The sequence below is a fragment of the Caulobacter sp. GW821-FHT11E11 genome, from assembly GCF_058808315.1.
On record NZ_JBXARO010000001.1, the window covers coordinates 24,007 to 43,583 of the forward strand.

22 protein-coding genes are annotated in these 19,577 nt (G+C 68.5%); 10 read left to right on the forward strand and 12 right to left on the reverse strand.

Annotated elements, in window-relative coordinates; translation table 11 throughout:
• Position 1: 1 nt before the first annotated feature.
• The gene (locus AC1RR5_RS00110; protein WP_492919084.1) at positions 2 to 643 is read right to left on the reverse strand and encodes a phosphoribosylanthranilate isomerase; all 642 of its coding nucleotides are present in this window, start codon (positions 641 to 643) and stop codon (positions 2 to 4) included.
• A gap of 639 nt (positions 644 to 1,282) precedes the next feature.
• On the opposite strand from AC1RR5_RS00110, the gene AC1RR5_RS00115 reads away from it, so the two are divergent.
• Positions 1,283 to 1,891 (forward strand): YdeI/OmpD-associated family protein, encoded by a 609-nt coding sequence (locus AC1RR5_RS00115; RefSeq protein ID WP_492919085.1) that lies wholly within the window; start codon positions 1,283 to 1,285, stop codon positions 1,889 to 1,891.
• A 140-nt stretch (positions 1,892 to 2,031) separates the two neighbouring features.
• Here the strand turns inward: AC1RR5_RS00115 and AC1RR5_RS00120 are convergent, their stop codons facing one another.
• The gene (locus AC1RR5_RS00120; protein ID WP_492919086.1) at positions 2,032 to 4,332 is read right to left on the reverse strand and encodes an NADP-dependent malic enzyme; all 2,301 of its coding nucleotides are present in this window, start codon (positions 4,330 to 4,332) and stop codon (positions 2,032 to 2,034) included.
• 238 nt (positions 4,333 to 4,570) lie between these two features.
• On the opposite strand from AC1RR5_RS00120, the gene dapB reads away from it, so the two are divergent.
• From dapB to AC1RR5_RS00145, 5 genes are all read left to right on the forward strand, one after another.
• Positions 4,571 to 5,344: a 4-hydroxy-tetrahydrodipicolinate reductase gene (gene dapB, locus AC1RR5_RS00125; protein WP_492919087.1), complete on the forward strand. Its 774-nt coding sequence runs from the start codon at positions 4,571 to 4,573 to the stop codon at positions 5,342 to 5,344.
• A 51-nt stretch (positions 5,345 to 5,395) separates the two neighbouring features.
• Entirely contained in the window at positions 5,396 to 8,611 is a 3,216-nt protein-coding gene (locus AC1RR5_RS00130; RefSeq protein WP_492919088.1) for an intermembrane phospholipid transport protein YdbH family protein, read from the forward strand.
• A 32-nt stretch (positions 8,612 to 8,643) separates the two neighbouring features.
• Entirely contained in the window at positions 8,644 to 8,829 is a 186-nt protein-coding gene (locus tag AC1RR5_RS00135) for a YnbE family lipoprotein (protein ID WP_492919089.1), read from the forward strand.
• Positions 8,830 to 8,842: 13 nt separating this feature from the next.
• On the forward strand, positions 8,843 to 9,196 hold the full coding sequence (locus AC1RR5_RS00140; RefSeq protein WP_492919090.1) for a YdbL family probable chaperone protein: 354 nt from the start codon (positions 8,843 to 8,845) through the stop codon (positions 9,194 to 9,196).
• 70 nt (positions 9,197 to 9,266) lie between these two features.
• Positions 9,267 to 10,139, forward strand: a complete 873-nt coding sequence (locus tag AC1RR5_RS00145) for an EamA family transporter (protein ID WP_492919091.1) — start codon at positions 9,267 to 9,269, stop codon at positions 10,137 to 10,139.
• On the opposite strand, the gene cysQ is transcribed toward AC1RR5_RS00145, so the two are convergent.
• Entirely contained in the window at positions 10,136 to 10,948 is an 813-nt protein-coding gene (cysQ, locus tag AC1RR5_RS00150) for a 3'(2'),5'-bisphosphate nucleotidase CysQ (protein ID WP_492919092.1), read from the reverse strand. The two genes, AC1RR5_RS00145 and cysQ, sit on opposite strands and share 4 nt — an antisense overlap.
• On the reverse strand, positions 10,917 to 11,108 hold the full coding sequence (locus AC1RR5_RS00155; RefSeq protein WP_492919093.1) for a DUF3553 domain-containing protein: 192 nt from the start codon (positions 11,106 to 11,108) through the stop codon (positions 10,917 to 10,919). Before AC1RR5_RS00155 ends, cysQ begins: the two co-directional genes overlap by 32 nt.
• A 65-nt stretch (positions 11,109 to 11,173) precedes the next feature.
• On the opposite strand from AC1RR5_RS00155, the gene chpT reads away from it, so the two are divergent.
• The 3 genes from chpT (at position 11,174) to AC1RR5_RS00170 (ending at position 13,151) form a co-directional block, all read left to right on the forward strand.
• Entirely contained in the window at positions 11,174 to 11,851 is a 678-nt protein-coding gene (gene chpT, locus AC1RR5_RS00160) for a histidine phosphotransferase ChpT (protein ID WP_492919094.1), read from the forward strand.
• A 92-nt stretch (positions 11,852 to 11,943) separates the two neighbouring features.
• Positions 11,944 to 12,321 carry a response regulator gene (locus tag AC1RR5_RS00165; RefSeq protein ID WP_492919095.1) on the forward strand — a complete coding sequence of 126 codons (378 nt, stop codon included), beginning with the start codon at positions 11,944 to 11,946 and terminating at the stop codon, positions 12,319 to 12,321.
• Positions 12,318 to 13,151, forward strand: a complete 834-nt coding sequence (locus tag AC1RR5_RS00170) for a CheR family methyltransferase (protein ID WP_492919096.1) — start codon at positions 12,318 to 12,320, stop codon at positions 13,149 to 13,151. Before AC1RR5_RS00165 ends, AC1RR5_RS00170 begins: the two co-directional genes overlap by 4 nt.
• On the opposite strand, the gene AC1RR5_RS00175 is transcribed toward AC1RR5_RS00170, so the two are convergent.
• From AC1RR5_RS00175 to nepR, 5 genes are all read right to left on the reverse strand, one after another.
• Positions 13,109 to 14,239 (reverse strand): hypothetical protein, encoded by a 1,131-nt coding sequence (locus AC1RR5_RS00175; protein WP_492919097.1) that lies wholly within the window; start codon positions 14,237 to 14,239, stop codon positions 13,109 to 13,111. The two genes, AC1RR5_RS00170 and AC1RR5_RS00175, sit on opposite strands and share 43 nt — an antisense overlap.
• A gap of 171 nt (positions 14,240 to 14,410) precedes the next feature.
• On the reverse strand, positions 14,411 to 14,545 hold the full coding sequence (locus tag AC1RR5_RS00180; RefSeq protein WP_492919098.1) for an entericidin A/B family lipoprotein: 135 nt from the start codon (positions 14,543 to 14,545) through the stop codon (positions 14,411 to 14,413).
• Between the two features lie 95 nt (positions 14,546 to 14,640).
• Positions 14,641 to 16,335 carry a sensor histidine kinase PhyK gene (gene phyK, locus AC1RR5_RS00185; RefSeq protein ID WP_492919099.1) on the reverse strand — a complete coding sequence of 565 codons (1,695 nt, stop codon included), beginning with the start codon at positions 16,333 to 16,335 and terminating at the stop codon, positions 14,641 to 14,643.
• Positions 16,332 to 16,937: a sigma-70 family RNA polymerase sigma factor gene (locus AC1RR5_RS00190; RefSeq protein ID WP_492919100.1), complete on the reverse strand. Its 606-nt coding sequence runs from the start codon at positions 16,935 to 16,937 to the stop codon at positions 16,332 to 16,334. The genes phyK and AC1RR5_RS00190 overlap by 4 nt, the downstream gene beginning before the upstream one ends.
• A gap of 2 nt (positions 16,938 to 16,939) precedes the next feature.
• Positions 16,940 to 17,125: an anti-sigma T factor NepR gene (gene nepR / locus AC1RR5_RS00195; protein ID WP_199743613.1), complete on the reverse strand. Its 186-nt coding sequence runs from the start codon at positions 17,123 to 17,125 to the stop codon at positions 16,940 to 16,942.
• A gap of 233 nt (positions 17,126 to 17,358) precedes the next feature.
• On the opposite strand from nepR, the gene phyR reads away from it, so the two are divergent.
• Entirely contained in the window at positions 17,359 to 18,162 is an 804-nt protein-coding gene (phyR, locus tag AC1RR5_RS00200; RefSeq protein WP_492919101.1) for an anti-anti sigma factor/receiver protein PhyR, read from the forward strand.
• A 136-nt stretch (positions 18,163 to 18,298) separates the two neighbouring features.
• On the opposite strand, the gene AC1RR5_RS00205 is transcribed toward phyR, so the two are convergent.
• The 3 genes from AC1RR5_RS00205 to AC1RR5_RS00215 all read right to left on the reverse strand — a co-directional run bounded on the left by AC1RR5_RS00205 (position 18,299) and on the right by AC1RR5_RS00215 (position 19,554).
• Entirely contained in the window at positions 18,299 to 18,559 is a 261-nt protein-coding gene (locus tag AC1RR5_RS00205) for a hypothetical protein (protein WP_492919102.1), read from the reverse strand.
• Between the two features lie 13 nt (positions 18,560 to 18,572).
• Positions 18,573 to 18,761: a hypothetical protein gene (locus AC1RR5_RS00210; protein ID WP_492919103.1), complete on the reverse strand. Its 189-nt coding sequence runs from the start codon at positions 18,759 to 18,761 to the stop codon at positions 18,573 to 18,575.
• Between the two features lie 337 nt (positions 18,762 to 19,098).
• Positions 19,099 to 19,554, reverse strand: coding sequence for an OmpA family protein (locus AC1RR5_RS00215; RefSeq protein ID WP_492919104.1), 456 nt, complete (start codon positions 19,552 to 19,554; stop codon positions 19,099 to 19,101).
• Between the last annotated feature and the right edge of the window lie 23 nt (positions 19,555 to 19,577).

A 19,577-nucleotide genomic window follows, 5' to 3' on the forward strand; every position in this document is an offset into this window, starting at 1 on the left:
GCTAGACGCGTTTGACGGCGTCGAGAAACGCCGTGATCAGAGCGGGGTCCTTTAGGCCGGGACCGCGCTCCACGCCAGAAGAAACGTCCACAATGGGGGTTCCGGAGGTCTCGATGGCCTGCGCCACGTTCCACGGATCCAGCCCCCCGGCCAGGAAATGCGGGCGAGAAAATCGCCGGCCGGCCAGCAGCCCCCAGTCGAACCGTGCGCCGGTGCCGCCGGGCAGGGCAGACCCTTCCACGGGCTTGGCGTCGAACATCAGGTGCTCAGCGACGGTGTCGAAGGCGTTGGCCTGGTCGACATCGGCGCTGCTGGAGACCGAGAAGGCCTTGATGACGCCGACGCCGGCGCGGGCGGCGATCTCGCGGACCCGCGAGGGCGTCTCCTTGCCGTGCACCTGGATCAGGTCGGGGCGCATGGTGGCCATCAGGCGGTCAATCAGGGCGTCGTCGGGATCGACGGTGACGGCGACGGTCTGCACGCCGCGACCGCGCACGGGCTGGATCAGCCGCGCGGCGGTTTCAGGCGCGACGTTGCGCGGGCTCTTCTCGAAGAAGACGAAACCCAGGAACGCCGCCCCGCCGTCGAAAGCGGCTTTCACCGTCTCGGGGGTCGATAGTCCGCAGATCTTGGCCGTGGTCATGGTGCGGGGGAGTTACGTGTGGGGAAGGAAGGATGCAAGTGCAGCAAATCTGAAGGTCGGCGAACAGATCCTCCCCGCGATGCGGGGGAGCATCTATCTGGACACACCTCCGCCCCTTCACGCGATCACTCGCTGAAGTTCATGAAAGGGACCGCGGAGCGCCGGGCCACGCCCGGATTGTGAGTAGTGATTACCGTTTCGACGAAGCCAGACGCTCCGCGCGGTCGTTATCCGGAAGCCTTCGACGCGCGGGGTGTTAACCCGCTTCCGAACGCGCCTCCGACGGGCGGAGGGTTTGGCTCTCCCTCCGGACCGCGCGAGCGATTTCAGCTCGCGCCTGTCGCCTCACCAGCCTTCGTCCAACGTCGTTTCTGTGTTCCAGGGTCGACTACCGCCAGATGGACAAAGTTGCGGAGTCGCCTCCGCGCCGACGAGCGCTACCCGCTCGACCACCCCTGACAGCCGCCCAAGTCGCCGGCCGGACGTCCCTTTCGCGCCATCAGGTGAGGATGATTATGCGGGCGCCCACGAACGCGGATCATTGGCGCGCTGCATTTTTTCGGAAGCCGTTGATCCGGCGCGGCTTTGTCCCGAAAAGAACGGGGATACAGCGTCCCCAATCCCCGTCCGAAGGTTCCGATGGCCCCCGTCCACGTCGATCCCGACCGCGTCCATGAGTTCGTCGACGCCGAGGCCTTCTACGCTTGGCTCTCCAAGAACCACGACAGGGCCCCGGAAGCCTGGATCAAGATCCACAAGATCGGCTCGGGCCTGCCGTCGATCAACGCCAAGCAGGCGATCGACGTCGTGCTGTGCTGGGGCTGGATCGATGGCGTGAAGAAAAGCTTCGACGAGAAGAGTTTCCTCCAGCGCTACACGCCGCGCGGCAAGAAGAGCATCTGGAGCCAGATCAATGTCGACAATGTCGCGCGGCTGATCGACGAGGGTCGGATGACGCCGCACGGCCTGCGCGAAGTCGAGGCCGCCAAGGCCGACGGCCGCTGGGGCCGCGCCTATGGCAGCGGCCAGGACATGAAGATCGAGGGCGATCTGCTGGCGGCCATCGAGGCCAGCCCGAAGGCGAAAGAGATGCTGGCGACCCTGTCGGCCCAGAACCGCTTCGCCCTGGCCTTCCGAGTGCACAACATGAAGACGGACGCGGGGCGAAAGAAGAAGATCGCCGACCTGGTCGCCATGCTGGACCGGGGCGAGACGCCCTATCCGCAGGGCAAGGGGAAGAAAGGGTAAGGGCCGGCCGGCGCCGCAAGGGAATGACGCCGACCGGAGGGCTTACGCGTCGGCTTACTGCTGCCGACAGGACTAAGATGGGAGGCCGCCACCGCCGATAAAGACGGTGCGGCGCCCTGTCGCGGAGGTTGTGGCGAAGCTTATTCCGCCGCCACGTCCACCGGTTGGTCGTAGGCCGCCATCAGCGCCATGTTCAGGATCTTGGACACCGAGGCCGACAGCGGCGCGATCTGCACAGACTTGGACAGGCCCAGCAGCACCGGCCCGATCACCGTGGCGCCGCCCAGCGACTGCACCAGCTTGGTGGCGATCGAGGCCGAGTGGATGGCCGGCATGATCAGGATGTTGGCGCTGTCGGTCAGGCGCATGAACGGATAGTTCGCGCGCTTTTCCGGATCCAGGGCCAGCTCCGGCGGCATTTCGCCCTCGTATTCGAACTCGACTTCCATCTCGTCGAGCATGGCCACGGCCTCGCGCACCTTCTCCGAACGCAGGCCCATCGGGTTGCCGAAGGTCGAGTAGCTCATGAAGGCCACGCGCGGCTTGAAGCCCAGGCGCTTGACGGCGCGGGCGGCCTCGCAGGCGATCTCGACGATCTCGTCGGCTTCGGGCAGTTCGGTGACGTTGGTGTCGGCCACGAAGATCGTCCGGCCCTTCGCCAGCACTACCGACATGCCCATGATCCGGCCGCCAGGGGCCGGGTCGATGACGCGCAGCACCTCTTCCAGGGCCTGGTCGAAGCTGCGGGTCACGCCGGTGACCATGCCGTCGGCTTCGCCCAGCGCCACCATCGAGGCGGCGAAGCTGTTGCGGTCCTGGTTGATCAGGCGCTGGACGTCGCGCTTCAGGTACCCCTGGCGCTGCAGGCGGTGATACAGCGCGTCGACATAGTCCGGATTACGGTCGGACAGGCGGGCGTTGATGATCTCCAGGTCCACGACGGCGGGGTCCAGGCCCACCAGCTTCATGTTCTCGTGCACCAGGTTCTCGCGGCCGCACAGGATGGCCCGGCCGTAGCCGCCGGTCTGGTAGGCGTAGGCGGCGCGGATGACGCTGGGGTCCTCGCCCTCGGCGAACACGATGCGCTTGGGGTTGGCCAGCACCGCGTTCGAGATCTTCTGCAGGAAGCCGGCGGTCGGATCCAGGCGCTGGGCCAGGCCGGCGCGATAGGCGTCCATGTCGGCGATCGGCTTGCGGGCCACGCCCGTGTCCATGGCCGCCTGGGCCACGAACGGCGGCACATACCAGATCAGGCGCGGATCGAAGGCCGAGGGGATGATGTAGTTGGGGCCGAACTTCAGCTGGCGGCCGTGATAGGCGGCGGCGACCTCGTCGGGCACGTCCTCGCGGGCCAGCATGGCCAGCGCCTGGGCGCAGGCGATCTTCATCTCGTGGTTCACACGACGGGCCCGCACGTCGAGCGCGCCGCGGAAGATGTAGGGGAAGCCCAGGACGTTGTTGACCTGGTTGGGATAGTCGCTGCGGCCCGTGCCCATGATCGCGTCCTTGCGGATCGCGTGGACCTCTTCCGGGGTGATCTCCGGATCGGGATTGGCCATGGCGAAGATGACCGGATTGGGCGCCATCGAGGCGATCATCTCGGGTGTGAAGGCGCCCTTGGCCGACAGACCCAGCAGCACATCCGCGCCGACCACGGCTTCAGCCAGGGTGCGCTTGTCGGTCTTGACCGCGTGGGCGCTCTTCCACTGGTTCATGCCCTCGGTGCGGCCCTCGTAGAGCACGCCCTTGCTGTCGACCGCGATGACGTTCTGCGGATGGACGCCCATGGCCTTGATCAGTTCCAGCGAGGCGATGCCCGCCGCGCCGGGGCCGTTCAGCACGACCTTCACGTCCTCGATCTTTTTGCCGGTGATGTGGCAGGCGTTGATCAGGCCGGCGGCGCAGATAATCGCCGTGCCGTGCTGGTCGTCGTGGAACACCGGGATGTCGAGCAGGTCCTGCAGCTCGGTCTCGATGCGGAAGCACTCGGGGCTCTTGATGTCTTCCAGATTGATGCCGCCGAAGGTGATCCCGATGTTCTTGACCACCGTGATGATCTCGTCGGGATCCTTGGAGCTGACCAGGATGTCGATGCTGTCGACGTCGCCGAAGCGCTTGAACAGGACGGCCTTGCCTTCCATCACCGGCTTGGAGGCCAGCGCGCCCAGATCGCCCAGGCCTAGAATGGCGGTGCCGTTCGAGATGACGGCGACCATGTTGCCCTTCGAGGTGTACTCGTAGGCCAGGTCCGGATCGGCGGCGATGGCGTGGACGGGCACGGCGACGCCGGGCGAATAGGCCAGGCTGAGGTCGCGCTGGGTCGCCATCGGCTTGGTCGGCGTCACCGCCAGCTTGCCGGGCTGGGGGTAACGGTGGAAGGCCAAGGCCTCCTCATCCGTGAAGGTCTTGCGTTCCGAGTCGCTCATCCGGCCGTTTCCCATTCCTGCTGCGCAAGTCGAAGAAGGGGCGCGCCGATCAATGCGAACACGCCCTTATGTACGGTCACCGTAACGACGGGCGCGGAGCGTCACAACCGGGCTTGGACGCGAAAATCCCAGCAAACGCTTGTTGGACTTGGCGTTGCGTCAAGCTTGCTGACCTTCGGGAAGGCGGGGAGAGGTTGACCCGGGGGGGCGGATTGGGCGATCTGCCTCAGTACATTTTCTACTGGAGCCCGACTTGTCCCAGCCCGTGAAGATCGCGATCGCCGGCGCCAACGGCCGCATGGGTCAGGCCGTGGCGAAAGCCCTGGAAGGCCGGGCAGACGCCGTCGTGGCCGCGCGCTTCGAGCGTCCGGGTGTCGAGGGTGGCGATCTGGTCCCGCGCGACGAGGCTTTGGCGACCACGGAGGCGGTGATCGACTTCACCCTGCCGGAAGCCTCGGTGCTGCTGGCCGAAGAGGCCGCCGCCAAGGGCGGGCCCGCGCTCGTGATCGGCTCGACCGGCTTCAGCGACGAACAGCTGGGGCGCATCGACGCCGCCGCGATGAAGATCGCCATCGTCCGCTCGGGCAACTATTCGCTGGGCGTCAACATGCTGATGGGCCTGGTGCGCCAGGCCGCCGCCGCCCTGCCCGCCGAGGACTGGGACATCGAGGTCTTCGAGGCCCACCACAAGCGCAAGATCGACGCGCCGTCAGGCACGGCCCTGATGCTGGGCGAAGCCGCCGCCGAAGGGCGCGGCGTGGGCCTGGGCCAAGTCGCCGACCGCGGCCGTGACGGCGTCACTGGCGCGCGCAAGGAAGGCGCGATCGGCTTTGCCGTAGTTCGTGGGGGTGGTGTCATCGGTGAGCACAGCGTGATCTTCGCCGGCGAGTCCGAGAGCCTGACCCTGTCGCACTCGGCCATCGACCGGGGCCTGTTCGCCCGCGGCGCTATTGCCGCTGCTGTCTGGGTACGCGGAAAGCCGCCGGGCCTGTACGACATGCAGGACGTCCTAGGCTTTTCAAAATAGGGATCTAAGCTGAGCCGGGGGGCTTCTTAAGGATCTAGACTTCAGGACCTGATGGCCGAGCCCTCGACCCAGCCCAAGCCCAAGACTTCCAGTCGCCGCGATCGCCTCGTCGATCTCGGCCTGGAAGCGCTGTCGCTGTCGATGCTGGCTTTCATCGCCACGGGCCTGGTCGTCTGGTCGGGCCGGCGCGAGATCAGCCGCGAGCTGGCCGAGGCCTGGCTGCGCGACCACGGCATCGAAGCCGCCGTCGAGCTGGACGATCTGGACGCCACGGGCTTCACCGGCAAGGTCCGGCTGGGCGCGCGCGACAACCCCGTCTTCTCCGCCGACCGGCTGGAGGTGGCCTATGACCTGGCCGCCCCGTGGAACGGCGAGAAGTTCGGCATCCAGACCCGCGCCGTGCGCCTGGTCCGCCCCCGCATCCTGGCCAGCATCGACGCCAAGGGCCAGGTCCGGTTCGGCGCCCTGCAGCCGCTGATCGACGAGGCGCTGAAGTCGCCCAAGAAACCCAACGTCCCCGGCCCGGCCATCCTGGTCGAGGACGCACGCCTGGATCTGATCACCCCCGGCGGCCGCGCCCGCCTGACCGGCGACGCCAGCCTGGACGACGGCCAGCTGCTGCGCTTCGACGGCCGCCTGGCCCCGCTGCACTATGCGGTCCGCAACCTCGTCCTCGACAGCAAGGGCGCGAGCGTCTCGGCCCGCAAGCGCGGCGAGCGGCTGACCATCGAGGTCTCGCTCGGCGTCGACAGCCTGGAGAGCGAGGCCGCCGACCTCACCGACGCCGCCGCCAAGCTGTCGGCCGACCTGCCCTATCCGGACCTGGCCAAGCTGACCGCCAGCGGCCCGCTTGAGGCGCGGCTGGACCTGCGGGCCGGCGGCGGGCGCGTGGGCGACAACCAGGCGCAGGACCTAGCCGGCGACATCGCCCTGACCGGACGCATCGACGGGGGGCTGGAGCGCTTCGCGTTCCTGGGCCGCTCGCGCGGCGCGCTGCGCAGCGGACGCCTGTCGGCCCCGACGCTGGACGCCCGCGACGCCGGCCTGACCTTCGACCTCGACCGCGTCATCGCCGGCCGCGGCGACGGCCGGATCAACGTCCAGAGCGAGGCTCGCGCCGAGCTGCGGGCCGGTCAGGCCATGGCCGCCGGAACCGCCGTCCGCGACCTGCGCGCCAAGACCGCCTCGAGCCGCCTGGCCCTGAGCGCCGACGGCCAAGGCCTGACGCTGAAGGGACCGCTGGAGATCGACGCCACGGCCGCCCGCCTGGCCGGCGGCGCCCTGGCCCTGTCCTCGGCGAAGCTGAACGCCCGAGGCCGGATCGACCAAGGTCCGAGCGGCCTCGCCTTGAACCTGAACGGCTCGGCCGGCGGCAAGAGCGGCATCGCCGGTCCCGACGCCGAACGCCTGGCGGCCCTGATCCCCAATCCGGCCTACGCCAAGCCGCTGTCGCAAGCGCTGCGGACCTTCACACTGTCGCTGCCGGCCGTCGGCCTCGACGTGAAGGGCGGCAGTACGCGGCTGAACCTCGGCCAGGAGGCGCGTCTCTCCGCCCCCAACGGCGTGCTCCTAACCGCTGGCGCGACCGTGGACGCCGGGCCGAACGGCGCGCGCGGGACCTTGAAGGCTGCGCTGTCGGGCGGCGGTCTGCCGGTCGTGCGCGTCTCGGCTCCGAACTGGCAGGCCAATGGCGGGGTGATGGCCTCGCCGCTCTCGATCGCCACGGAAAACTTCGACCTGCCACCGATCGAGGGCGTCAGCGGCCAGATCGACGGCCAGGCCCGCATCGCCGGCGGCCGCTTCACGCTTACGACGGCCAAGTGCGTGCCGATCACCGCCAAGGCCTACGCCCTGGGCGATGCGCCCGTCACCGCCATCAAGGCCCTGCTGTGCCCGGCCAAGGCCCCGCTGGTCACGGCGGGCGCCAACGGCTGGAACGTGGCCCTGCGCTTCCAGGATGGCGAAGGCGACTTGGCCGTCGCCGAAGCCAAACTGTCCAATATCAAGGGCGAGGCGACCCTGGGCGGGGCTGGCGGCTTCGACCGCTCGACCGTCCGGGTCGACGGCGCGGCCATCTCCGATGTCGCCGCCAATCGCCGCTTCAATACGATCCTGGCCAAGGGCGGCCTGACGCTGACGGGTGGGCTGTGGAGCGGCGCCTTCCATGGCTCCACCCCGGTCGGCACCCCGCTGGGCGAGATCCGCCTGCGCCACGTGGTGGCCACCGGCAAGGGCCAGGCCGACATCGACGCCAGCAAGCTGGCCTTCGCCAAGGACGGCCTGCAGCCGGCCGAGCTGTCGCCCATGGCCGCCTTCGCCCAGAACGCCCAGGGCCCGGCCAGCTTCACGGGCGTCTTCGCCTGGGATGCGCAGGGCGCGACCAGCCGGGGCCGCCTGGTCGTCGACAAGGTCGATTTCACCAGCCCCATCGGCTTCGTCGCCACCCTGGACGGCGCCGTCGACTTCACCAGCCTTGCGCCCCTGACCACCGCCCCGAACCAGACCCTGAAGATCGTCAAGATCGACAGCCTGGTGCCGCTGACCGCCATCGAGTCGGTGTTCCAGCTGGGCGCCGACGCCCTGCACGTCTCCAAGGCGAGCTTCGAGGCCGCCAAGGGCCGCATCTCGATCGAGCCCACCGATGTGCCCTTCGAGCCCGGCAAGACCATCAGCGGCGTCATCGTCATCGAGCACCTGGATCTGGGCGAGGTGCTGGCCGCCTCGTCCCTGGCCGACAAGGTCAAGGCCCAGGCCGTGGTCGACGGCCGCCTGCCCTTCACCTTCGGCCCCGAGGGCCTGCGCTTCCAGGACGGCAAGATCCACGCGATCCAGCCGGGCCGCATCGAGCTGGCCCGCGCCGCCCTGACCGGCGTCGCCGCCTCGCCCGCCGACAGCCCGGGGGCGCCGCCGGCCGCGCCCGCCCAGGTCAACGCCATCCAGGACTTCGCCTACCAGGCCATGGAGAACCTGGCGTTCGACCAGCTGGAAGCCGGCGTCAACAGCACCGACAAGGGGCGCCTCGGCATCCTGTTCCACATCAAGGGCGAGCACGACCCGAAGGTGGCCGAGAAGGCCCGCGTCGGGCTTCTCGATCTGTTGCGCGGCCAGGCCTTCAACAAGCGTATCGCCCTGCCGGCCAAAACGCCGGTGGATCTGACCCTCGACACGTCGCTGAACTTCGACGAGCTTCTGGCGGCCTGGCGCCGCTCGTTCGCCGAGGAAGAAGCAGCCGCGACACAACCTCGTTCAGGTCCGGTTCAACCGTGACCGATCATCCTGCGTACGAACTGGAGAAATGCATGAGAAAGCGCGCCCTCTTGCTGGGCCTCGTCGCGACGGGAGCGTTGGGCATGGCTGCCTGCACGCCCACCGTCCGCGTGAAGGTCGACCCGATCAATATCTACGCCAAGCTGGACGCCGACGTGCGCGTGCGGCTGGACAAGGAAGTCCAGTCGCTGATCCAGCAGAACCCCAACCTGTTCTAAGAGGAGAACCGACATGATCCGCAAGACGATGACGGTTCTGGCGATGGGCCTCTCCCTCGCCGCCGTTTCCGCCCCCGCCTTCGCCCAATCGGCCGCCGCCAAGGCCGCCGTGGACTCCGGCAAGGCCTCGGGCACGGTCGGCGAGCAGGCCGACGGCTATCTGGGCATCGTGTCCGGCGGCGACGCGGCCCTGCGCGCCGCCGTGGCCGAGATCAACACCGGCCGCGCCGCCGCCTACAAGGACATCGCCGCCAAGACCGGCGCGACGCCCGAGGCCGCCGGCCAGGCCACCGCCAAGCAGCTCTACGCCAAGGTCGCCCCCGGCCAGTACTGGAAGCCGCTGGATGGTGGTTGGGTGAAGAAATAGCTGACACTCCCTGTCATCCCGCGCGCTCGCGCGGGATGACGACCGGGGCCTATTCCCCTAGGACGGGCGCATGTCCGCCCACCGCCCACACCTGCTGCCCTACGCCGCCCTTTTCGGGGCCATCGTCACGCTGTGCGTCGGCACGTCGTTCGCCAAGAGCCTGTTCCCGCTGGTCGGCGCGCAGGGAGTCACGGCCTATCGGGTGTTCTTCGCCGCGCTGATCCTGCTGATCATCTGGCGGCCGTGGCGGCATCCGATCGCGCGTGAGGATCTCGGAAAGGTCGCCCTGTACGGCGCGTCGGTCGGCCTAATGAACCTGGTGTTCTACCTGGCCCTGCGCACCATTCCCCTGGGCCTGGCCATCGCCATCGAGTTCTGCGGCCCGCTGGCCCTGGCCGTGGCCAGTTCGCGCAAGCTGATTCACTTCGTCTGGATCGGGCTGGCCGTGCTGGGCCTTGCCCTGCTGCTGCCGATCCATTCCGGCGCGACACACCTGGATCCCGTCGGCGTCGCCTATGCCAGCGCGGCGGCGGTGCTGTGGGCGCTTTACATCATCCTGGGCAAGCGGATCGGCCACCTGCACGCGGGCCGCTCCGTGGCCTTGGGCATGACCACGGCGGCGCTGATCGTCACGCCGGTCGGCCTGTTCACGGCCGGCGCGGCCCTGTTCCAGCCCAAGCTGATCGCGCTGGGCCTGGTCGTCGCCGTGCTGTCCAGCGCGATCCCCTATTCGCTGGAAATGATCGCCCTGCGCGGCATCCCCAAGCGCAGCTTCGGCGTCATGCTGAGCGCCGAGCCGGCGGTCGGGGCGCTGGCCGGGCTCGTGATCCTGCACGAGCGCCTGGTCCTGACCCAATGGCTGGCCATCGTCGCCATCGTGACGGCGTCGGTCGGGACGATCCTGACGACGCCGCCGGAAAAGGCTCCTGAGGTCGCGCCCTAGCTGCAGGCCACGAACCAGCCGTTGCGGAACGCCTGGTCGGCCTTGCCATAGAGGAAGGGCGAGCCGTCGGGCTGGGTGAAAGTCCCGCCGGCCCCGACCAGCACCGCATGGGCGGCGGCCGTGTCCCACTCCGACGTCGGGCCGTGGCGCGGATAGATGTCGGCCGAGCCCTCGGCGATGCGGCACATCTTGATCGAGCTATCCATGGGGCTGCGCAGGTCGAAACCGTATTCGGCGGCCAGCTCGGCGGCCTTTTCCTCACGCATCGTGTGGCTGACCAGGCCCAAGGCCTCGCCCTTGGGCCAGGGGCGCACGCGGGCCGGGGCCTCGGCGCCGTCGACGCCCGTGCGCTTCATCGTGCCTTCGGCGGTCGTGAACCAGACCTCGCCCGTGGCCGGGGCGCAGACGGCGCCGGCGACCGGCACGCCGTTGTCGATCAGGCCGATATTGACCGTGAAGTTAGGATCGCCGCGCACGAAGGCCTTGGTGCCGTCGACCGGATCGACCAGGAAAAAGCGCGATCCGACCTCGTCGGGCGTGCCGAACTCGCTGGCGTGCTCCTCGGAGATCACCGTCACGTCGGGGTAAAGCTCTGCCAGGCGCGCCAGGATCAGGCGCTCGCCGGCGCGGTCGGCCTCGGTGACGGGGCTCTCGTCGGCCTTCTGGGCCACGGCCAGCTCGGTCTTCCAGAACGGCAGGATGACCACCGCGGCTTCCTCGGTGATTTTCGCGAGGGCGCGGCCCCAGTCGGCGAGGTTCTCGGTCATTCTTGTCCCCTTACCCCTGCCCTCTTGGGTCGTCGCCGACATAGACCAGACGCACGCGCGTGGCGTCGATGGTCTGCTTGCCGGCCTCTTCGAAATTGACGGTCACGCGGTGTCCAATCACGGACTGAACCTGGCCCAGGCCCCAGTCGGGCTGGCTTGGGTGGCGCACCAAAACGCCGGGCTCTAGAAACGGATCGACCACGGGCGCTTTCAATAGAGGGCCAGCCCGGTTTGCCAAAGCCTCAAATCACGGCAGAGTTCGCCGCCATGACCGACACCGTCTCCGAGACCCCAGCCGCCGCGCCCGCCGAAACGGACGTCCAAGGCCCCGACTTCGCCGCCATGCTGGCCGCGCGCCTGTGCCACGACTTCATCAGTCCGGCCAGCGCCATCGTCTCGGGCCTGGATCTGCTGGACGACCCGGCCGCCCAGGACATGCGCGAGGACGCCATGGGCCTGATCGCCTCTTCGGCCCGCAAGCTGGCCGACCTGCTGCAATTCACTCGCGTGGCGTTCGGCGCCTCGGCCTCGGCCGAGAACTTCGACTCGCGCGAGCTGGAAAAGCTGGCCCAGGGCGTGTTCGCCCATGTGCGCCCGACGCTGGACTGGCAGATCGAGCCGCAGGCGATGAACAAGCCGTCGTCGCGCGCCATCCTCAACATCGCCCAGATCGCCGCCAGCGCCCTGCCGGCCGGCGGCGTGGCGACGGTGAAGGGCGTTGCGGCCGATGGTCGCTTCTCGATCATCGCCGACTCGCTGGGTCCCCGCGCGCGCCTGCGTCCGGAAGTGCTGGCCGGCCTGCGCGGCGAGCCTCTGGCTGAGGGCCTTGGCGGTCCGTGGGTGCAGGCGGCCTATCTGAACGCCCTGGTCCGCGCGGCCGGCGGCCAGATCGCCGTCGAGATCGGCGAGGAACGGGCCAGCATCGCGGCTTGGGTCCCGGCTTAGAGCTTCACCGCAAAGTTTACATTTGCCGCACCCCGATCCGGGTTGAGGCAAACCGCTCCTTAACCAGACCGCTCGCACGATAGCGGTCTGGATTGGAGTGCGCCGTGAAGACCTGTCTGGTGGTCGACGACAGCCGGGTGATCCGCAAGGTCGCCCGCCGAGTCCTCGAGGACATCGGCTTCGAGATCGCCGAGGCCGCCGATGGCATGGAGGCCTTGGCGTGGTGTCGCGCGGCCATGCCTGATGCTGTCCTGCTCGATTGGAACATGCCGGTGATGAACGGCATCGAATTCCTGCGCCAGCTGCGGTCCGAGCCCGGCGGCGACGCGCCCAAGATCATCTTCTGCACGGTCGAGAACAGCGTCGACCATATCCGCACGGCCCTGGAGGCCGGGGCGGACGAGTACATCATGAAGCCCTTCGACGGCGACATCATCGAGGCGAAGTTCGCCGAGGCGGGCCTGCTGTGACGCCCGAGGACATGGACCTGCTGGCGGCCCTGGGCCGCGCCCGCGCCGGCGTGCGGGTCGAGACCGAGAAACCTTATCTCGTTGAGAGCCGCCTCGCGCCGCTGGCGCGTCGCGAAGGCTACGACTCGATCGACGCCCTGATCGCGGCCCTGCGCGCCAAGCGCGAAGAGCGCCTGATCTGGGCCGTAGTCGAGGCCCTGTGCCGCAGCGAGACCACCTTCTTCCGCGGCCGCGAGGCCTTCGCCCAGCTGCGCGACGACGTGCTGCCGGCCCTGTCGCAGCGCCGCCGCGAAGCCCCGATCCGCATCTGGAGCGCCGCCTGCGCCACCGGCCAGGAGGTCTATTCGATCGCCATGGCCGCCAACGAGTCGACGGGCCTGGCGACCGGCACCCGTTTCGAGTTCTTCGGCTCGGATCTCTCGGAGCGCTCGCTCGAGAAGGCCCAGGCCGGCATCTACACCCAGTTCGAGATCCAGCGCGGCCTGCCGATCCGGCTGCTGGTCAAGTATTTCGAGAACCACGACGACACCTGGGCGATCTCGCCGCGCATCCGTCAGCTGGTGCGCTGGAAGCGGATCAACCTGCTGGCCGACCTGTCGGTCATGGGCCGCTTCGACGTGATCATGCTGCGCGGCGTGCTGCGCGGCATGGACGCTTCGCTGCGGGCCAAGGTGATCGAGGCGCTGACCGCCCTGCTGCCGAACGACGGCGTGCTGGTGCTGGATCCGGAAGACGACGTCAGCGAGTTCGACGACGTGCTGGGCGCAGCGCCCGGCAATACCGGCGTCTACCTGCGCGATCCGTCCGGACGGGCCGCCGCGGCCGCATAGGCCTTGGCGGGCGCGCGGGTCACCGTCGCCCCGCCGAACAGGCCGCCGACGGCCTCTCCGATCCTGGTCACCGCCCCCACCGGGGCCGGCGTCACCGCCGCGAAGGCCGGGGCCAGCTTGCGGAACAGGATCGGATGGGCCTCCTGCCCGACGATCTCGCCATGCAGGTCCATCAGGTCGACCACCTCGCGCGCGGCCTTGCGCCACTGCACCGGCGGCGCGATGCCGTGCCGAGGCGGGGCGCGGCAGTCGGAGAAGTCGGGCTTGAGGCCGCTGCCGGCCTCGATCGCGGCCTCGATCTCACGCGCATAGGCCTGGTCGCGGGCCAGGCGATCGACATCGACCACCAAGTCGGCCTGGGGCAGGGCCTTGAGGTACGAGCGCAGCCACACCGCCAGGAAAGCCTTAAACGAGACGCTGGCCGGGGCGCGCTTGAGCCGGCCGCGCACGGCCGCCAGGCGCTGGTCCAGCGAACCTTCGCCCCCCTCCTTCTTGGCGAAGTCCTGGCCCAGAAGGGTGCGCGCCAGGTCCTCGGCGCCGGCCATCTCCGACAGCAGGACGTAGTGGCAGAGCTCGAAGTAGGTTGGCCGGGGCCGCTTGCGCAGCGAATAGAACGACAGCCACTGCTGCACCGGATCGCGCATCAGCATGACGTGGAAGCCGCCGAACCGGCGCTTGAGCCAGCCGACGCGGCCCAGCGTCCGGCAGCAGGCGAGAACCGGCGTCTCGCCGCGTTCGCGCGCGGCGCGCACCAAGCCTTCGACATAGGCCTGTTGCGCGAGGTCGCTGGTCCCGGGTTCGATCCAGAAGCGGTCCAGGGCGAAGCTGGCGTCGAAGCCCTTCAGACCGCCGGCCGGATCGAGAACGACCTCGAATTCCTTGAGATAAGGATCGGTCCCGCCCGGATGGCGCAGGCCGCTGTTGTCGGGGGTCTCGGCGTTGATCGTCTCGGCGGTCACCCGCGCCAGCTGCTCGTGCCAGGGCTCGTAATAGGCGCGCACGCCAGGCAGCGCGCGGAAGCGGTGCCAGACATAGGTGCTGGAGCAGCGCCAGCCGCTGTGCACGAAAATGGTGGTGTTGCCGGCCAAACGCCCCGGTCCCCTCGACGAACGCATCGAGCTTGACCCGGCAGTTTTTCAGTCCGATGGCGGATAACCGCCCTAAGGTTGCAACGACGAAACACTTCGTCGGTGGCTGAAAGACAAAAGGCCCACCGGCGGAACCGGCGGGCCTCTGATCAGTAGGGTCTGAAAGGACCCTTACTTGACGTCCTTGGCGGTGTCGGTGACGGCCTTACCTGCCGACGAGACGTCACGGCCGGCGCCTTCGACGGTGTTGCAGGCCGCGACCGACAGGGACGCGAGGGCGGCAGCGATAATCACGAGCTTGCGCATGGTCTTCTCCGCTAATGCGCCCCTGAAAAAGGGGAGAAAGGGGCGTGTGAATAAGTGCCCCCAGAGAACGTCAGCGGCGAAGCTCGGTTCCGGATTCAAACCTGGTGCGTCACGGCCTGCGGAGTCGGGAAGATCAGCCGCACGGTCAAGCCGCGCGGTTCGTGGGTTTCGAAGCTGACCTTGCCGCGCAGCTGACGGGCGAAAGCGGTCATCAGGGTGCGGCCCACACCGCCGCCCAGGCCGTCGGCAACGCCAGGACCATCGTCGCTGATCGACAGCTCGGCCTCTTCGCCGCGCACGTGGAAGCCGACCTCCAGCTTACCGCCATTGGGGCCGAAGGCGTGCTTCTGGGCGTTGGTGATGGCCTCGACCGCGAACAGGGCGATCGGGGCCAGGCGGTCGGGATCGATGACCAGCGGATCGGCATGCACCTCGGTCCGCACCAGCGGCGAGGTCGACATGTCGTTGGCCAGCAACTGGGCGGTCAGCTCCTCCAGGAACGGCCGCAGGTCCACCCGCTTCAGGTCCGGCCCCTGGTAGAGGGCGCGATAGATCTGGGCCAGGGCGGTGATCCGCTGGCGGGTGTCGTTCATCGCCGCCTTGGCGGCCGGATCGCTCAGCGCCCGCTGCTGCATGTTCAGCAGCGAGGTGATGATCTGCAGGTTGTTCTTCACCCGGTGATGGATCTCGCGCATCAGCGCGTCCTTCTCGGCCAGGCTGTCCATCAGCGAGGCGTCGCGCGTGACGATGGTGCCGGCCATGGCGTCCAGGGTCGCGGCCAGTTCGCGGATCTCGGGCGGCGCGCGCTCGGCCTGCAGTGGCCGGACGGTGAAGCGGCCACGGGCATAGATCGCCGCCACGCGCTGCAGATAGACGATCCAGCGCACCACCTCGCGCTCGGTCACCCACAGCACCGCGGCCAGGACCAGCACATAGGCCAGCAACGGCAACAGGATCCGCGAGATCGGGCTCAGCGAGGCCCACGACACCAGGCCCGGCGCCGGCGCGGACAGCACGACGAAGACATCGTCGCCGACCAGCGGCGCGGCCGAATAGGTGCGAGGACGCTTTTCCAGGTCGCGGCCGCTCCACAGGGCCGAGTCTTCCTTGGTCGCCTCCTGGCGCCAGCGGGGCGAGACGGTTTCGAAGGCCTTGGCGTCGGTGGCGGCGAAGATGCGCCCGCTGGAATCGGCCAGGGCCACCTCGGCGCCTTGCGGCAGGAAGCGGCTGGCGGTCTCCAGCTTCAGCTCGGTCAAGGTCAGGACGGCGGCCATCGCCCCGTCGAACTTCTCGGGCGTGCCGGCGCGCACGGCGGCCAGCACCGCCGGTTCGTCGGCATAGGCCGTGCCCGGCGCGCTGGCGACGACGATGCGATCGCCGTCGCGCAGCGCCTGGAACCAGGGCCGCGCACCGCGCTGGGTGTCATACGGCGTGGTCGCGGCCGCACAGGCCACCCGGCCTCGGCTGTCGAAGCGGATCAGGTTGGCGTAGCCGGTGAGCCGCGCGCGCACGTCGGCCAGGCGCTGGGCGCACTCCAGCCCCACCGAACCCGGGCCGAGGGTCTGCAAAAGCACCCCGGCGGATTCGATGCGGGCCAAAGCCATGGTGGCGCTATGGCTGGCGGCCAGCTCCAGGCTCTGCCGGCGCGCGTCGTTCTCGGCCCGGAAGGCGAGCACCGATTGCGCGATGCCGATCAGCAGCACGGGCAGCAAGGCCAGGAACAGCGCCAGGGCCAGGCGGACGCGGATGGAGGTTACGGCCTGCGCGGCGCGGCCGGCGAGGGCGTTCACCGTAGAGAGCTCAACCGCTCCGCGTCGGCCAGGATGGCGTGCATGGCGTCACCCGCCGATCCGCCGTCACGATCATAGGCGCCCGCTTCCAAGATGGCCTGCAACGCGCGGCGCGCGCGGCTGACCCGGCTCTTCACCGTGCCCACGGCGCAGCCGCAGATGTCTGCCGCCTCCTCGTAGGCGAAGCCGCCGGCCCCGACCAAGATCAGGGCTTCGCGCTGTTCGGCCGGCAGCATGGCCAGGCCCAGGCGCAGTTCGTCCAGGGCGACGGGCGCTTCCGGATCGTCGACCGCCACCAAGGTCCGCTCGGCGGCTTCCTGGTCCAGCTGGCTCTGGCGCCAACTGCGGCGTTTCTCGGAATAGAACTGGTTGCGCAGGATCATGAAGGTCCAGGCCTTCATGTTGGTGCCCAGCTGGAACGACGCGCGCGCGTCCCACGCCTTCATCATGGCGTCCTGCGCCAGATCGTCGGCGGCCGTCGGGTCGCCGGTGAGGGTGCGGGCGAAGGCGCGCAGATGCGGGATCAGCGTGACCAGTTCACGTTTGAACTGGACGTCGCGGACGGGATCGGGCGGCGAGCGGCCGACTTGCGGTTCGCTCATGCTCAGCGCTCTCCCTTGGGAGGCTCGGCCTTGCGCAGGATCTCGAGGAATTCGTCGGGCACCGCCTCGTTGACGACCTCATCGAACATCTGACGCAGTTTCACGCCGATCGCCTGCTGCCGCAGACGCGCTTCATCCAGCGCCGCGGCGCTCTTGCGTTTATCTTCCATGGGTACGTGTTCGATCATGTCCTCGACACCGAACTGCATTTGCATCGGCGTCCGCCCCCTTTGGCCGAATGTCTTTCCGCCAGACGACAACGTGGTTTTCCGTACCGGGTTCCATAAGCTTGGGCATAGGATGTCAAAATTCCGTCGTTCGCGGAACCGCTCAGTTGAGGGGGCGTTATCGGACTTCGACGGAACGGCTTAGCTTTGCCGTTCGTTTAGTTGTTTTCGAAGACACCGCATCGGGAGGGGTCATGAGTCTTCTAGCTCGGCTGGCGCCGCATCTGCCTTATATCCGCCGCTACGCCCGCGCCCTGACCGGCGACCAGCAAACCGGCGATCACTACGTCCGCGTGGCCCTCGAGGCCCTGGCGGCCGGCGAGCGCTCGCTGGACGCCGACCTGTCGCCGCGCGTGGCGCTGTACCGCGTGTTCCACGCCATCTGGCTCAGCTCCGGCGCCCAGCTGGAGGCCCGCCGTGAAGACAGCCTCAACAGCAGCGACGATGCTTCGCAACGCCTGATGCGCATCGCCCCGCGCTCGCGCCAGGCGTTCCTGCTGACCGCGCTCGAGGGCTTCACCCCCACCGAAGCGGCCCAGATCCTGGACTGCGACTTCGGCGAGGTGGAGCGACTGATCTCCGACGCCCAGGCCGAAATCGACGCCGAACTGGCCACGCAAGTCCTGATCATCGAGGACGAACCGGTCATCGCCGCCGACATCGAGGCTCTGGTCAAGGAACTGGGTCACGAAGTCATCGACATCGCCGCCACCCGCGGCGAAGCCGTCGACGCCGTGGCGCGCAACACCCCCGGCCTGGTCCTGGCCGACATCCAGCTGGCCGACGGCTCGTCGGGCATCGACGCGGTCAAGGACATCCTGGGCCGGATGGACGTGCCGGTGATCTTCATCACCGCCTTCCCCGAGCGCCTGCTGACCGGCGAGCGCCCGGAACCGACCTTCCTGATCACCAAGCCCTTCCAGCCGGAAACGGTGAAGGCGGCGATCGGCCAGGCCCTGTTCTTCCACCCGCGCCGCAGCCAGACCAAGGCGGCGTAGGGTTTTAGAGACTTCCCGATCAAGCGAAGCGGCCTTCCGAAAGGGAGGCCGTTTTTCTTTGGGGCGCTACGACGCGCACAGAAAAAGGCGGCCTCCTCCCGGAAGCCGCCCCTTCATGTCGATCAGCCTGAAGCGCTTAAGGCGTCTGACGCGCCGGGCTCTGCGGCGTGTCATAGCGCTGGGCCTCGGCCGGCGTCTTGGCCCCGTTGTTGACCTCCACCGCCGCCAGGTCGTTGGCGCGGAAGCTCCAGGCGCCGAACAGAGCGAGGGCGGCCAGGACCGTCGAGGCGATCAGCACCCAGAACACGTGCTTGCCCCAGCGGCCCTGACGGGCGCGGGTGGCGTTCAGGCGCGGTGCGTGGTCAGGCGCGGCGTTGTGATGAATGTCGGCGGGCATGATTTCATACCTCCTATGGCGTCCACTGGGCGGCGACGCTCGCACGCTCACGATCGTTGAACGCCTGGACCGTTCCGGCCGAGACGCCGATCGCGACGATCACGGCCAAAGCCATGATCCGCGAACGCACCCTTTTTTGACGCTGGCTCAGCGTCGAGACAAAAACCGTACCGCCATGTTCGGCCACATAAGTCCGGATCACGACGTTGCTCCCCTGCCCCGGCGGACACCGTGTCCGCCTGGCATTTTCAACGTCCCGCCGCCTTGGCCGTTCCCAATTCCGCCGCTTCGGAAGCCGCGAAGATCGCGTGCAAAAAAAATCGCGCGAAGCGGGAACCGTTCGCGCGAGTCGTCGTTTTCATCTTTGCGAAGGCGGCGACGCCCCCCCGACTTGAGACTGGCGATAGCCAGTCTGCCGCCTTCGCACCCCCCTTTGTTGATGCGAACTTTGGCGGACCGGGACACCCGGCCCGCCATTCTTCGCGCGCTATGGTCGCCCGGAGAAAAGCGGATCGGCGCTGCCGACCCGCTTGAGGATCCTACGGCTCCAGATCGAACAGGATGTCCGCCCGACGGCGCAGCGGCGCGGACGCGCCCGAGGCCGCCACCGCGCCGGCGTCGCCCACGGCGGCCGCGTCGATGTCGACCTTGCTGAAGCCAACCTTGCTCAGGGCCGTCGTCACCGTGGCGGCGCGGCGCTTGGAGAGGGCCAGATTGTCCTGCGAGGCCCCGACCGCGTCGGCCAGGCCGATCACCCGCACCGACTTGACCTTGCAGCCCCGCGCCTGGGCCTGGGCGCTGGAAAGGATCATCCGGGCCTCCTTGGTCAGGGCGGCGCTGTCCTGCTCGAAATAGACCGAGGACTGGAAGCCGTCGCAAGCGGGCGTGGCGGCGGCCACCGGCTTGCGCAGCGTGCGCCAGGGGCCTTGGGTTTCGGCGCAACCGGCCAGGGCCAGCACCAGGCCGCCCATGGCGATGATGTTCGTCGTTCTCATTCCACCCTCCTCCGAAGCTTGCG

Excerpts from the sequence above, each read along its gene's own strand:
- AC1RR5_RS00145 (WP_492919091.1), top strand. The coding sequence starts at position 9,267 with ATGTCCGCCCACCGCCCACACCTGCTGCCCTACGCCGCCCTTTTCGGG.
- AC1RR5_RS00110 (WP_492919084.1), bottom strand. The coding sequence starts at position 643 with ATGACCACGGCCAAGATCTGCGGACTATCGACCCCCGAGACGGTGAAA.
- AC1RR5_RS00120 (WP_492919086.1), bottom strand. The coding sequence starts at position 4,332 with ATGGGAAACGGCCGGATGAGCGACTCGGAACGCAAGACCTTCACGGAT.
- AC1RR5_RS00130 (WP_492919088.1), top strand. The coding sequence starts at position 5,396 with ATGGCCGAGCCCTCGACCCAGCCCAAGCCCAAGACTTCCAGTCGCCGC.
- AC1RR5_RS00140 (WP_492919090.1), top strand. The coding sequence starts at position 8,843 with ATGATCCGCAAGACGATGACGGTTCTGGCGATGGGCCTCTCCCTCGCC.
- AC1RR5_RS00205 (WP_492919102.1), bottom strand. The coding sequence starts at position 18,559 with ATGCCCGCCGACATTCATCACAACGCCGCGCCTGACCACGCACCGCGC.
- phyR (WP_492919101.1), top strand. The coding sequence starts at position 17,359 with ATGAGTCTTCTAGCTCGGCTGGCGCCGCATCTGCCTTATATCCGCCGC.
- nepR (WP_199743613.1), bottom strand. The coding sequence starts at position 17,125 with ATGATCGAACACGTACCCATGGAAGATAAACGCAAGAGCGCCGCGGCG.
- AC1RR5_RS00190 (WP_492919100.1), bottom strand. The coding sequence starts at position 16,937 with ATGAGCGAACCGCAAGTCGGCCGCTCGCCGCCCGATCCCGTCCGCGAC.
- AC1RR5_RS00135 (WP_492919089.1), top strand. The coding sequence starts at position 8,644 with ATGAGAAAGCGCGCCCTCTTGCTGGGCCTCGTCGCGACGGGAGCGTTG.
- chpT (WP_492919094.1), top strand. The coding sequence starts at position 11,174 with ATGACCGACACCGTCTCCGAGACCCCAGCCGCCGCGCCCGCCGAAACG.
- AC1RR5_RS00115 (WP_492919085.1), top strand. The coding sequence starts at position 1,283 with ATGGCCCCCGTCCACGTCGATCCCGACCGCGTCCATGAGTTCGTCGAC.
- AC1RR5_RS00180 (WP_492919098.1), bottom strand. The coding sequence starts at position 14,545 with ATGCGCAAGCTCGTGATTATCGCTGCCGCCCTCGCGTCCCTGTCGGTC.
- AC1RR5_RS00215 (WP_492919104.1), bottom strand. The coding sequence starts at position 19,554 with ATGAGAACGACGAACATCATCGCCATGGGCGGCCTGGTGCTGGCCCTG.
- cysQ (WP_492919092.1), bottom strand. The coding sequence starts at position 10,948 with ATGTCGGCGACGACCCAAGAGGGCAGGGGTAAGGGGACAAGAATGACC.